This window comes from Actinoplanes sp. DH11, from assembly GCF_020873875.1.
GTDB lineage: Bacteria > Actinomycetota > Actinomycetes > Mycobacteriales > Micromonosporaceae > Actinoplanes.
Genome location: NZ_JAHWGU010000016.1, coordinates 59,826 through 72,806, shown reverse-complemented (window position 1 = coordinate 72,806; position 12,981 = coordinate 59,826). Strand labels below are relative to the sequence as shown.

General features: G+C 73.8%; 12 protein-coding genes and 1 pseudogene. 11 read left to right on the top strand and 2 right to left on the bottom strand.

Features of this window, described 5'->3' with window-relative positions:
- Positions 1 to 9: 9 nt before the first annotated feature.
- Positions 10 to 396, bottom strand: a complete 387-nt coding sequence (locus tag LPA41_RS23175) for a hypothetical protein (protein WP_229072857.1) — start codon at positions 394 to 396, stop codon at positions 10 to 12.
- A gap of 104 nt (positions 397 to 500) precedes the next feature.
- Here LPA41_RS23175 and LPA41_RS23170 point away from each other — a divergent pair, with 104 nt between their 5' ends.
- Genes LPA41_RS23170 through LPA41_RS23135 form a run of 8 tightly spaced genes read left to right on the top strand, consistent with a single transcriptional unit; the run spans position 501 to position 8,232 of the window.
- Entirely contained in the window at positions 501 to 1,949 is a 1,449-nt protein-coding gene (locus tag LPA41_RS23170; RefSeq protein WP_229072856.1) for a hypothetical protein, read from the top strand.
- 12 nt (positions 1,950 to 1,961) lie between these two features.
- Positions 1,962 to 2,285 carry a DUF5955 family protein gene (locus tag LPA41_RS23165; protein ID WP_229072855.1) on the top strand — a complete coding sequence of 108 codons (324 nt, stop codon included), beginning with the start codon at positions 1,962 to 1,964 and terminating at the stop codon, positions 2,283 to 2,285.
- Between the two features lie 19 nt (positions 2,286 to 2,304).
- Positions 2,305 to 3,012, top strand: a complete 708-nt coding sequence (locus LPA41_RS23160; RefSeq protein WP_229072854.1) for a VWA domain-containing protein — start codon at positions 2,305 to 2,307, stop codon at positions 3,010 to 3,012.
- A complete protein-coding gene (locus tag LPA41_RS23155; RefSeq protein ID WP_229072853.1) occupies positions 3,009 to 3,968 on the top strand; it encodes a protein phosphatase 2C domain-containing protein in 960 nt (319 codons plus the stop codon). The genes LPA41_RS23160 and LPA41_RS23155 overlap by 4 nt, the downstream gene beginning before the upstream one ends.
- On the top strand, positions 3,965 to 4,936 hold the full coding sequence (locus LPA41_RS23150; protein ID WP_229072852.1) for a hypothetical protein: 972 nt from the start codon (positions 3,965 to 3,967) through the stop codon (positions 4,934 to 4,936). Before LPA41_RS23155 ends, LPA41_RS23150 begins: the two co-directional genes overlap by 4 nt.
- Positions 4,917 to 5,507, top strand: coding sequence for a hypothetical protein (locus LPA41_RS23145; protein ID WP_229072851.1), 591 nt, complete (start codon positions 4,917 to 4,919; stop codon positions 5,505 to 5,507). Before LPA41_RS23150 ends, LPA41_RS23145 begins: the two co-directional genes overlap by 20 nt.
- Entirely contained in the window at positions 5,504 to 6,925 is a 1,422-nt protein-coding gene (locus LPA41_RS23140) for a hypothetical protein (RefSeq protein ID WP_229072850.1), read from the top strand. Before LPA41_RS23145 ends, LPA41_RS23140 begins: the two co-directional genes overlap by 4 nt.
- The gene (locus LPA41_RS23135; protein ID WP_229072849.1) at positions 6,922 to 8,232 is read left to right on the top strand and encodes a DUF4407 domain-containing protein; all 1,311 of its coding nucleotides are present in this window, start codon (positions 6,922 to 6,924) and stop codon (positions 8,230 to 8,232) included. The genes LPA41_RS23140 and LPA41_RS23135 overlap by 4 nt, the downstream gene beginning before the upstream one ends.
- A gap of 39 nt (positions 8,233 to 8,271) precedes the next feature.
- Here LPA41_RS23135 and LPA41_RS23130 read toward each other — a convergent pair whose 3' ends face one another.
- A complete protein-coding gene (locus LPA41_RS23130) occupies positions 8,272 to 9,549 on the bottom strand; it encodes an acetyl-CoA C-acetyltransferase (RefSeq protein ID WP_229072971.1) in 1,278 nt (425 codons plus the stop codon).
- Positions 9,550 to 9,601: 52 nt separating this feature from the next.
- Between LPA41_RS23130 and LPA41_RS23125 the strand changes: the two genes are divergently transcribed.
- From LPA41_RS23125 to LPA41_RS43325, 3 genes and pseudogenes are all read left to right on the top strand, one after another.
- Positions 9,602 to 10,957, top strand: coding sequence for a 3-oxoacyl-ACP reductase (locus tag LPA41_RS23125; RefSeq protein WP_229072848.1), 1,356 nt, complete (start codon positions 9,602 to 9,604; stop codon positions 10,955 to 10,957).
- Between the two features lie 2 nt (positions 10,958 to 10,959).
- The gene (locus LPA41_RS23120; RefSeq protein WP_229072847.1) at positions 10,960 to 11,817 is read left to right on the top strand and encodes a MaoC/PaaZ C-terminal domain-containing protein; all 858 of its coding nucleotides are present in this window, start codon (positions 10,960 to 10,962) and stop codon (positions 11,815 to 11,817) included.
- Positions 11,818 to 12,175: 358 nt separating this feature from the next.
- A pseudogene (locus LPA41_RS43325) lies at positions 12,176 to 12,907 on the top strand (acyl-CoA dehydrogenase family protein); the annotation flags it as partial.
- Positions 12,908 to 12,981: the final 74 nt, after the last annotated feature.

Here is a 12,981-nt window from a genome sequence, read left to right as displayed (position 1 = left end):
GCTGCACCGTCACCGCCGAGCCGCGGACGTCCCCGGAGACCGGGCCGGCGTCCGCGGCTCCGGCACGACCGGACCGCTCAGCAGCAGCGCCCAGAGCCGTACCGCCTCCGGGCCGTGGATGCCGAACCCCCGGATGAACAGGTCGAGCGTCTGCGCGCTCACCACATCGTGCCGCAGCGCCCGCCGGACCCGGTCCCGCAGCGCGCGCGGGTGCACCCCGTCCGGGGTGTCCCGTTCGGCCGTGCGCGCGAGCACCTTGGACACCGCACTGAAGTTGATCTCTCCAACCCGTTCCCGGGCGACCATCCGCAGCCAGACATGCCGGTACGGGCCGGTCAGCAGGACACGGAGGTGGGACGCGCAGAGCGACTGCCGTCCCGGGCCGTCGGACACCACCAGCCGATCCCCCGATGTGTGTGCGCCATAGCTGCGCCAGAGCGTTCCTACGGTTGACGTCTCTGACCAACGAGCGCATCGACCGAAGGGTTTCGTGCCCGTCCATGACCATCGCGACACCGAGCCCCACCAGCGCCCCCGCGACCGCCGGCCCGTACACCGACCGGTGGCTCTGCTCGGCGGCGCACCTCTGCGACAGGTACGCCGCGTACGTCCTCGCGGACATCGCCGGCACTGCCGCCCGGGCGCTCGGTCCCGCACCCGGCATGGACCTGGTCGCCCTGGCCCGGCACGCGCGCCAGGCCGTCGACCGCTCCCGGCGTCTGCGCCGCCGCCAGGTGACGATCGTGGCCGGCACCGTCCTGCTGGTCGTCCCGGTCGTCGCAGCCTCCCGGGCGAACGCCGTCCCGGCCGTGCTGCTCCTGCTGGCCGTCGCGTGGGCAGCCGGGTTCACCGTACTGCTGACGCACCGGCTCGGCTCGCACCGGCAGGCCGTGCTCGTCCGTGACGACCCCGGCCTGCCGCGCGGCCTGGCACCGCCGCAGGACCCGGTCGCGGAGGCGTACCTGGAGGAGGTGATGAACGCGAACGTGGTCGTCTTCTCGGGCAAGGAGCCGTTCGTCGGATCCGGGCAGCTGCTGGCCCGCTGGCCGCTGCACGTCAACTGCACCAGGCCCGCACAGCACGCTGGCACGGTGCGCCCGTTCACCGCCGCCGACCTGCACCGGGAGTTGACGCTGGCGGCCCGGCGCACCCGCATCCCGGGGCTGGAGGTGCACAACCGGCTGTTCGTCCACGGTGGTGCCGCGCGCCGGGTGCCCGGCCTGGTGCCGGACCCGGCGGCCCACCCGGCCACCCGGGTCGGCCCGGCTGTCCTGCGGGCCGGCATCACCCACCCGCAGCGCAACATGCGGACCTATCTCTGCCTGCGCAAGATGTCCTGGGACGGCGACCTGGTGGTGGAGGTCTTCGTCCGGGTCGAGCGCACCGCTGCCTACCTGTTCGTGGAGCATCACGCGTTCGTGCTGCTCCCCCTGCGGGAGCAGCTCTGCGCGGCCGGAAGACTCTCCCGCACGTTCCCGGTGACGGACGTCCTCGCCTGCGCCCGCGACGCGCTCCGAGGCCTGCTGGCGGCACCGCGTCAGCTGCTCGACGGGGTACGGCCCGGCGTCCGGCTGGACTGGATGCGGTACCTGGCCCGGAGGCTTGTCGAACGTGATCCGGTGCACGACTACGGCGCCGAGACCGGCCTGCGGGAGAAGGTCGCCAGCACCGAGCGGATCGGCCTCTTCCAGTACGCCGACGAGGAGCGCGACCTGGCCGTCCTGCGCAAGGCCCTGCTCGAGGCGATCGCCGGGTTCCTCGGCGCGCACGGCATCGACACCTCCGAATTCGACACGCAGCAGGCCCGGATCGTCACGCAGAGCATCACCATCGGGTCGATCAACAACAGCGCCGCCGCCTTCGGTGCCGGCAACTCGGTCAACCAGCAGCAACAGCCACCGGGAACCCCGCCGTCCAAGGCGCCCTGGGATCCCGACGAGAAACCCTGATCAGGAGGACCGATGGACGTCAGGATCGGCAGCATCAACGGCGGCCACACGGTGATCGGCGACCACGGCCGGATCACCGTGCACCCCGCGCCCGCCGCGCTGGACACCGCCGTCGCCGCCCTGGTGGCGGCCCTGCGGCAGCACCGCGACGAACTCGCCGACCCGGACGCCGTGCGCGCCGCCGTCGCGACGGTGCGCGAGGAGGCGAAAGCCCCGCGGCCGAACCGGGAACGCCTGTCGGCCGCGCTGCGCGACCTGGCCGCCGGAGCGGGCGGCGTGACCGCGGTCGCCGACGCCACCCAGGCGGTCGCCGCGCTCGTGCAGAACCTGTCCTGACCACCGCCGAGGAGCCGCCATGTCCGAACAGGGAATCCTGCTGCCCTTCTACCTGGTTGTCGACGTCTCGTACTCGATGAACGGCCCCAAGATGGAGCAGGCCAACCAGATCCTGCCGGCCGTCGCCGACGCGCTCGCCAAGGCACCGATCCTGGCCGACAAGGTCCGATTCGGGCTGCTGGACTTCTCCGACGACGCCCAGGTGGTCCTGCCGCTGTCGGACATGACCGGCCACCAGCACCTGCCGAAACTGGCCGTGCGGGGCGGCACCGACTTCGGCGCGGCCTTCCGCACCCTGCGCGAGCGGCTGCACCAGGACGTCGCCCAGCTGCGCGCGGACGGCTTCAAGGTGCATCGCCCGGCGGTCTTCTTCCTGAGCGACGGTGAACCGCAGCCCGGGTGGGAGGCCGACTTCGCCGCGCTCACCGAGTACGACAAGCAGACCGGCCAGGGGTTCAAGTGGTACCCGGTGCTCGTGCCGTGCGGCGTCGACGAGGCGGGCCGGGACACCATGCGCAGGCTGGTCCACCCGTACCGCCGGAGCAAGCTCTACATGATGCGGTCCGGTGCGGACGCCGCCGACGCCATCCGGGCGATGGCCGAGGTGCTGATCTCCTCGGTGCTCGCGTCCGGGCAGAGCGCGGTGGACGGCAGTTCCGGCTTCGTCCTGCCGGACCGGAGTCAGCTGCCACCGAGCATCGACGTCGACGACGACTGGCTGAAGTGAGCGGGGGACTGGACGGCCCGGCGGCGGACGGCCCGGTTACCGCGACGATCGGCGATCCGGGCCGGGCGCACACCGAGGTACGCCCGCGGCTGCGCAGCGACCCCGCACAGCCGCCGGACACCGTCGTCGACCACGGCACGGCCGTCTCGCTGGAGGTGCGCGCGGCGAGCGTCCGCGGCCTGTCGCACCGCGAATCCGGGACACCCCGCCAGGACGCGTACGGCTTCGCCCTCACCGCCGACGAACAGCACCTGGTCGTGGTGGTCGCCGACGGCGTCTCGGCCGGCGCCCTGTCGCACGAGGCCGCCGCGTTCGTCGGCCGGCGCGGCCCGCGCGAGGTGGTCCGCCACCTGGACGCCGGCACGCCGCCCGAGCTGCTCCCCTGGTCGGAGGTCTTCACCGGGCTCGCCGCCACCATCCTGGCCGAGGGCGCCCGCAGCCTGCTGCGCGCCGAACCCGGGCGGTTCGCGGCGCACCCGCCCGAGGAGGGCGACGTGGCCGCCGCGATGGCCACCACCGCGACCTTCCTGATCTGTCCCACGACGCCACCCCGCGGCGGCGAGCGGCACGTGCACCTGGCGTGGATCGGCGACTCCCCGGCCTGGGCGCTCGACCCGGACGGCGGCTGGCACAACCTGTCCGGGATCAAGGGCGCCGGTGCGGAGGTGACCTCCAGCCGGGTGGAGGCGCTGCCCCGGATCCCCCGCGACCCGGCGGCGCTGCCCCGGGCCGCGTACCCGCTGCGGGACGACTGGACGCTGCTGGTGATGACCGACGGCACCGGCGATCCGCTCGGTCCGGCGCACGGCGAGGTGGCGGGGCAACTCGCCACGTGGTGGCGCCGGCCACCGCCGCCGCTGGTCTTCGCCGACCAGGTGGGCTTCGGGCGGCGCAGCTACGACGACGACCGCACGGTGGTGTCGATCTGGCCCGGCGGCGGGCCGGAGCCCGGATGAACGCCGTCGTCCACATCGACGCCCTGGGTCCGATGCGGGCCCTCAACTCCGGCGCGAACGGGGTGATCCACCGGCTCGACGAGTTCCGCCTGCCGGACGAGCCCGGCGAGCTGGTCTTCAAGCAGTACCGGAAGGGGGCCACGCCGGTCCCGGTCCACGGGCTGGCCACCCTGGTGGCGGTCCGCCGGCGGCTGGTGAAGCAGCGCAAGGCGGCCCTCGACGAGCTGGCCGCCTGGCCGTTGCGCGCCGTGATCGGCCCGGACAACGAGGCGTCGGGCGTGCTGATGCGACTGATCCCCGGTCACTACTTCGAGGAGATGTCGCTGCCGTCCGGAGCACGGGCCCGGGTGCCCCGCGAGATCCAGCACCTGATCGCCGACCCGGGGCAGGGACGGCTGGGCGAGGTGGACGTGCCGGCCGACGGCGACGCGGACAGCCGGCTGCGGATCTGCGAACGGTTCGCGTTCGCGCTGTCCCTGCTGCACGGCGCGCGGATCGTGTTCGGCGACGTGTCCGCGCGCAACGTGCTGTACCGGCTGCGTCCCCGGCCGTCGGTCTACCTCGTCGACTGCGACGCGGCGCGCCTGACGAGCACCTCCGCGGTGAACCGGCAGATGCACAGCCCGGACTGGGATCCGCCCGAGAAGGGCGAGCAGACCCTGCGTACCGATCGCTACAAACTGGGTCTGTTCGTGCTGCGCTGCCTCACCCCCGGCAAGGGCTCCTCCCTCAACCGGGACCTGACCGCCGCCGCACCGATGCTCGACGGCCGGGGCACGGACCTGCTGCGGCGGAGCCTGGAGGGCGCGCCCGGCGACCGGCCCCTCGCCCGGGAATGGCTCTTCCACCTGCGTGCCCGGCTCGGCGACCGACCGATGCCGCCGATGCCGGCCGAGCCCGGCGTCCCGGTGACCACCCCGCACGAGACCGGATGGAGGCGCGGCCCGGATGGCTGGATTCCCGCCTGAGCCGGGGCCGGCCCTGCATCCGGGCCGGCCCCGGCCGGCCGCCGCGTACCGCCTGGTGATCTTCGCCTTCGACGGTGCCCTGCTCGCCGGCCCGGCCGGCCGGTGGGCCGGCGAGGCCGCCATGACGGTGATGGATCGGCTGTCGGCGACGCCGGGCGGGCCCGACCACCGGTACGCCGCGGTCGTGTACGGCGAGCACGAGGTCCGCGTCGTCGAGGCCGGCACCCCCGCACCATGGGACCTTCGGCTGCCCCATCCCGGGCGCCCCCGCACGGACGGCGCGGCGATCGCCCTCGCCGGTACGGCGGCGGAGTTCCTTGCCGAGGCACCGGCCGGCCTGCCCGCCGGCGTGGACATCCTCGGGCTCACCGCACCCGGCGACCGCCTCGTCTGCCCCGACGACCTGCGGGTACTCCTGTTCGCCACCGCACACCCCGGCGACGTTGCCACTGAGCAACCCGGCGACTTCGTTACCGAGCGGCCCGATGACCTGGCCGGCCTCGCGGACACCTGGTGGGCCGGGCTGGCCGCGCTGCGCGCCCGCCGCCGCCAGACCGAGTTGCTGCGGTGAGCGCCGCGGCGATCCGCCGGGCCTGGGTCCGCGAGGTGCACACCAGCCTCGGCACCGGCCTGCCCGGGCCGGGCGCGGCGATCGGGTACCGGTTCCGGCCCGGCGGTCTCGGCGCCTACCAGCACCGCCTGGAGACGGTCGACGGCGCGGCCGCCCCGGCGCTGCTGATCGGGTTCCCGGTGCGCGGCGGCCGGGCCGGCGAACACCTGCGGGCCCTGCACGAGGTCCTGAAGGCCAGGCCGGGGCTCTTCCCCGCCGCCGCGGTCTGGCACGGCGTCCTGCGACTCCCGGACGGCCGGACCTGTCATGCGCTGCTCGCGCCCGATCCGGCCGCCGAGGGCTACCGCCCGCTGCACGGGGCGCCGCTCGGCGACGAGCCGCCGCACGCCCGGTTCGCGCTGGCGCGGGCCCTCGCCGCGGCGGTGCGGGACCTGGCGGCGGTGGGTGCCGTGCACGGCGGCCTGGACTCGGCCACGCTGCTGGCCCGGACCGCGGATCACAGCGTACGGATCGCCGAGGTGGAGTTCGCGAGTCTGCGGCGCGACGACACGCCGCTCGCGGTGGGCGCCGCCGCCGGATATCTGGCGCCGGAGCTCTACGACGACCTCGGCGAGCATCCCGAGCCGGCCACCGAGGCGGCCGACCGGTGGTCGCTGGCGGTCGCGGCGCATGTCGTGCTGACCGGCTTCCACCCGTACCATTTCCTGCTCGATCTCAGCCTGGCGACCATCGGCGGGTATGCCGCGTCGCAGACCTGGCCGCAGCACCGCCTCGCGGCCTCCGCGCCCTTCGCCGTCGAGTACGCGGCCGCGCTCGCGTCCCTGCCCGACGCCGTGCTCGAGCTGTTTGCCCGCTGTTTCCAGCACGGCTGGCGCGACCCGGACGCCCGGCCCTCCGCCGCCACCTGGCTCGCCACGCTCACCGCCTGGACCGGTCATCCGGTCGTCACCGCGTTGCACGCCGACCGCTCCTGCGTCCTCGCCGGCGACACCGTGACCGTCAGCTGGCACACGCGCTTCGCGCACCGGGTCCTGGTCGACGGCGTCGCCGGTGGCCCGGACGGAAGCCGCGCCGTCACGGTGGACCGGCCGCGCCGGATCGTGGTACGCGCCATCGGCCCGTCCGGCACCGTCGAGGCCGCCACCCCGCGCGTCGAGGTGGTCCGCGTGCCGCCCCTGCGGCTGCGACAGGTCCGGCCGCCCTTCGTCCTCGCCGCACACGACACGCCGGCGGCGGACCGCCCCGCGCCGGTGCCGCTGCGCCACCTCGATCCGCCGGGCCCGCCGGACCGGCGGCCCCTGCCACCACCGCGACCGTCCGTCCCGGCTCCGCCGAGGCCGGTCGTCCCGGCCCGGCCGGGCTCCCCGGACCCCGGCCGGACCGCACGCACCGGGCACACCGAAAGGCACCGACCATGAAGTCGACATTCATCTGGCTCTCCGGAGCGGATCCGGACCTGCTCGCCGCCTGCCCCTACGGGGAGCAGGCGAAGTACGTCGGACTCGGCGGGGCGGTGCTCACCACCTCGGTGATGAGCGCGGTCTCCTGCGGCTTCGCCCTGCACATGGCGATGGACCTGCCCCTCGCGCTCTGCGTGGTCCTGGCGATCGCCTGGGGTGCGGCGATCATGAACCTGGACCGGTGGCTGATCGCCGGGACCCAGCGGCACGCCACGCTGCGGCAGAACCTGATGCTTGCCGCGCCGCGCGTGCTCCTCGGCATGCTGATCGGCCTGGTCGTGTCGACGCCACTCACCCTCCGGATCTTCCAGGACGAGATCAACGCCGAGCTGAAGGTCATGCAGCGGGAATCGCAGGACGCGTTCGCCGTCCTGCTGACGACCGACGCCCGGTTCCAGCGGATCCCGGCGCTCACCGCCTCGGTGCGGGAGATGCAGGCCGACCTGGACCGGGGCCCGGACGTGAGCGCCGACCCCACCGTCCGACGGGCGCAGGCGGAGTACGACCGGGTGAGCAAGGCCTACCAGAGGGCCTCCGACCTGCTCGTCTGCGAGCAGGACGGTTCGTGCGGAAGCGGGCAGCCCGGCCCGGGCAGCTCCTACCGGCTGAAGAAGCGGATCGCGGACGGGCTCCGGGCCGAACGGGCCGAGACCCGTGCGTCGCTGAACCGGGCCAGGACGACGGCGCAGGGAACCCGGGCCGCCACCCTGGAACGGCTGCGCAACGACCTGGCGACCACCCGGGCCGCCCTCCGGGACGCCACCGAGGCGAAAGCCGTGGCCCAGCGCGAGTTCGGCGCCTCCGAGGAGCGGAACGACGGCCTGCTCGCCCGGATGAACGCGCTCGGCCGGCTCGGCGACAAGGACCTCACGATGGGGCTGGCGCACCTCGTGCTGATTCTCTTCCTGGCCGCGTTCGAGGTGCTGCCGGTCGTCTTCAAGATCCTGCTGGGCGCCGGGGTGCCGAGCGTCTACGACCGGCTGCGCGACCGCAAGGACGAGATCTCCCACGACCTCGCGGTCGACGACATGACCGGGCGGCAGGACCTGACCACGCACGAGCGGCAGGCCCTGCTCGCCGCCGAGCGCGCCGCCGTCGACGCCTACGTCGCCGAGGTCGCCGACGTGCAGCGGGAGGTCGCGCACACCGTCATGCGGCACTGGCGCAAGGAGCAGCTAGACGCCGCACACCGAGACCCGGAACAGTTCATGATGCCCGGCGAGGACGACGACGACACCCTCGTCCTGGGCCCCGGGCCGGGCTGACGTCCGAGGATCGCCCCGACGCCCAGGGACCGGGCGGGGCTACCGTTCGAGGATCGCCACGACGCCCTGGCCGCCGGCCGCGCAGATGGAGATCAGGCCGCGGCCGGAGCCCTTCTCCGCCAGCAGCTTCGCCAGGGTGGCCACGATCCGGCCGCCGGTCGCGGCGAACGGGTGGCCGGCGGCCAGCGAGGAGCCGTTGACGTTCAGCTTGGCGCGGTCGATCGGACCGAGCGGGGCGTCCAGGCCCAGCTTCTCCTTGCAGAACTCCGGCGACTCCCAGGCCGCGAGCGTGCTGAGCACCTGCGACGCGAACGCCTCGTGGATCTCGTAGTAGTCGAAGTCCTGCAGCGTGAGCCCGTTGCGGGCCAGCATCCGGGGCACCGCGTAGGCGGGCGCCATCAGCAGGCCCTCGTCACCGTGCACATAGTCGACGGCGGCGGTCTCCGAGTCGGCGAACCAGGCCAGCACGGGCAGCGAGTGCGCGGCCGCCCACTCCTCGGAGGCCAGCAGCACCGTCGACGCGCCGTCGGTCAGCGGCGTCGAGTTGCCCGCCGTCATGGTCGGGCTCTCCGTGCCGTAGACGGTCCGCAGCGCCGCCAGCTTCTCGAGCGTGGTGTCGGGGCGCAGGTTCTGGTCCCGGGTGAGCCCCAGGTAGGGCGTCAGAAGATCATCGAAGAAGCCCCGGTCGTACGCGGCCGCCAGCCGCTGATGCGACGTCAGCGCCAGCTCGTCCTGCGCCTCCCGGGTCACCTGCCAGCGCCGGGCGGTGATCGCCGCGTGCTCGCCCATCGACAGCCCGGTCCGCGGCTCCGAGTTGCGCGGCAGCTCCGGCTGCAACGCGTGCTGCGGACGCAGTTTCGTGGCCGCCCGGAGCCGGGCGCCGAGCGTGCGCGCCCGGTTCAGCTCCAGCAGCGCACGGCGCATGTCCTCGTTGACCTGCAACGGAGCGTCCGATGTGGTGTCCACGCCGCCGGCGACACCGGCCTCGATCTGCCCCAGCGCGATCTTGTTGGCGACCAGGATGGCGGCCTCCAGGCCGGTGCCGCAGGCCTGCTGGATGTCGTAGGCCGGGGTCCGCGCGTCGAGCCGGGACCCGAGCACGACCTCGCGGGTCAGGTTGAAGTCACGGGAATGCTTGAGCACCGCGCCCGCGACGACCTCGCCGAGGCGCTCGCCGGCCAGGCCGAACCGGGCGATCAGGCCGTCCAGGGCGGCCGTGAGCATGTCCTGGTTCGAGGCGTCCGCATAGCGGCTGTTGGACCGGGCGAAGGGGATCCGGTTCCCGCCGAGCACCGCCACACGCTTGATGTCCGGCACGACTATCCTCCACATCGACAGCACCTCTGTTACTCACCGGTAGGCTACTCGCATGGCTGACAGGTACGCGAACTTCGCCAACTCCGGTCTCGGCCGGACCGTGGTCAAGCGCCTCGGGTTGCCTGATCCGCCCCGGCTGCGGCGCCACCGGCCCGGCGACCCGATCACCGACGGCCCGGTCCTGCTGGGCGCCGCGCCCGGCGGACGGCTCACCGAACCGATCCGCAAACTGCTCTCCGGCGCCGGCGTGCCGGTGGTCCCGGCAGGCGGCACCGCCACGGACGACGGGGGTACGCGGCACAGCGCCCTGATCTTCGACGCGAGCGGCATCCGGGACTCCGGGCAGTTGCGGTCGCTCTTCGAGTTCTTCCACCCGTACGCCCGCTCGGTGAAGCCCTCCGGTCGCGTGATCGTGCTGGGCACCCCGCCCGAGCTGGCCGCGAGCCCGAAGGAGGCGACCGCGCAGCGGAGCCTCGAAGGCCTCACCCGCAGCATCGGCAAGGAGTTCGGCCGCGGCACCACGAGCCAGCTGGTGTACGTGGCGCCCGGCGGTGAGGACGCCCTCGAATCCACGCTGCGGTTCCTGCTCAGCGGCCGGTCGGCCTACGTCTCCGGCCAGGTCGTCCGGATCGGCGCCGGCGACCCCGGCGACCCGGCCGACTGGGAGCGGCCGCTGGACGGCAAGCTCGCCCTGGTCACCGGCGCCGCCCGGGGCATCGGCGCGGCCATCGCCCGCACCCTGGCCCGCGACGGCGCCGACGTGATCGCCCTCGACGTGCCGGCCGCCGGAGACGCCCTGGCCGACGTCGCCAACACCACCCGCGGCCGCGCCCTGCAACTCGACCTCACCGCCGCGGACGCGCCCGCCCGGCTCGCCGGGTACCTCGCCGCCGGCCCGCACGCCGGCGTCGACATCGTCGTGCACAACGCCGGCATCACCCGGGACAAGACGATCGCCCGGATGACACCGGAACACTGGGACGCGGTGCTCGGCGTCAACCTGAGCGCACCGGAACGCGTCACCGACGTCCTCCTGGAACGCGGCCTGATCCACTCCGGTGGGCGCATCGTCGGCGTGGCGTCGATCGCCGGCATCGCCGGGAACCGCGGGCAGACGAACTACGCCACCAGCAAGGCCGGTGTGATCGGGATGGTGCAGTCGATGGCACCCACCCTGCTCGGCCACGGCATCACGATCAACGCGGTGGCGCCCGGCTTCATCGAGACGGCGATGACCGCCAAGATGCCGCTCGGGCTCCGCGAGGCCGGCCGGCGGCTCAACAGCATGTCCCAGGGCGGCCTGCCGATCGACGTCGCCGAGACGATCGCCTGGTTCGCCTCGCCGGGCTCGGCCACGATCACCGGCAACGTGGTCCGGGTCTGCGGCCAGAGCCTGCTGGGCGCCTGACCATGGTCGCCGTCGTCGAACTGAGCTCCGGCCCCGGCATCGGCGCGTCCTACGCGCGGGCCGCCCTCGGGCTGATCCCCGGCTTCGCGCCGGCGGCCGGTGGTGCGCTCCCGGACATACGGATGGTGCAGCGCGGCGTCGTCGTGGACCCGGCACACCTGGCCGCGTACAGCCGGGTCTGCGGTTTCCGGCTCACCGGGGTGCTGCCGGCCACGTACCCGCACGTGCTCGCGTTCCCGCCGGCGATGCGCCTGATGACGGCACCGGACTTCCCGCTCCCGCCGATCGGGCTGGTGCACGTCACCAACCGGATCTCGGTGCTGCGGCCGGTCGCCGCGGATGAGCCGCTCGACCTGTCGGTGCGGGCGGCAGGGTTGCGCGACCATCCGCGGGGGCGGCAGTTCGACATCGAGGCGGTCGCGTCGGTTGACGGCACCGAGGCGTGGCGCGGCGTGTCGACGTACCTACGGGTGGCGCGCCCGTCCGCCGCCCCGGGCGCTGCGGCGGGTGCTGCTGTGGCGGATGGTGCTGCACCGGGTGGCGCTGTGTGGCGTGTTCCCGTTCGCACCGGCAGCGATTACGCCGCCGTCTCCGGCGACCGCAACCCGATCCACACCTCGCGGATCGGCGCCCGGCTCTTCGGCTTCGCCCACCCGATCGCCCACGGGATGTGGACCAAGGCCCGCTGCCTGGCCGCGCTGGAGGGCCGGCTGCCGGACGCGTACACAGTCGAGGTGGGATTCAAGAGCCCGCTGCCGCTGCCCGCGACGGCGACCTTCACCACCACCACCGCCGGCGCGGACCGGCGATTCGCCCTCCGGTCGGACCGGCCTCACCTCTTCGGCTCGATCACCACCTGACGCCGCGCCACACCGGTGCGCCAGCCGACAGGCGCCGGAGCGCGCCGGACCGGCCGGCACGGGCGGCGCGAGTGCAGGGTGCGGGGATGGCTGTCACTCAGGGCTGTCAGCCGCCCGCTTTGTCCAGCCCTGAGCGACAGCCAGTGCGGGGTGGCTGTCACCCACGGCTGCCGGCCGCCCGCTTTGTCCAGCCCTGAGTGACAGCCCGGTGTGCGGTCGACGCGGGCCGCGGCCAGCACGCGGGCGGCGCCGCCTGCCGCTGCTTCGGAGACTTGTCCATCGACGGTGGTTGTCAGGGTGGGGTGGCGCTCCTAAAGTTACCGGCGAGTTAACACTCTGCTGGAAGGGCTGATCCGACGTGGAGTTCTGGCTCGATCTGAACGAGGAGCAACAAGACCTGCGCGCGTGGGTGCACGGGTTCGCCGAGTCGGTGATCCGGCCGGCGGCCGCCGAGTGGGACGAGCGCGAGGAGACGCCGTGGCCGATCCTGCAGGAGGCGGCGAAAATCGGGCTGTACGGGTTCGAGTTTCTCATCAACACCTGGTCCGACACCTCGGGGCTGAGCCTGCCGGTCGCCAACGAGGAACTGTTCTGGGGTGACGGCGGCATCGGGATGGCCATTTCCGGCACGTCACTGGCGGTCGCCGCGATCTACGGGTCGGGCACGCCGGAGCAGCTGGTGGAGTGGGTTCCGCAGTGTTTCGGTGACGCGGCCGACCCGAAGGTGGCGGCGTTCTGCAGCACCGAACCCGAGGCCGGCTCCGATGTGTCGGCGATGCGGACCCGGGCGGTCTGGTCGGAGGCGACCGACGAGTGGGTGATCAGCGGTCAGAAGGCGTACGCCACCAACGGCGGCATCGCCGACGTCCACGTGGTGACCGCCAGTGTGGACCCGGCGCTGGGCTCGCGGGGGCAGGCCGCCTTCGTGGTGCCGCCGGGCACGCCTGGGCTGGCCGCCACCCGCAAGCTGAAGAAGCTGGGGTTGCGTGCCTCGCACACCGCGGACGTGTTCCTCGACGACGTCCGGGTGCCCGGCAGCTGCCTGCTGGGCGGCAAGGAGGCCCTCGACCGCCGGCTCGCCCGTGCCCGCGAGGCCGCGGCCCGCAAGAACGCCGCCGGCAAGGACGCCGCCGGCAACAACGCCGCCGGCAACGGCGGTGCGGG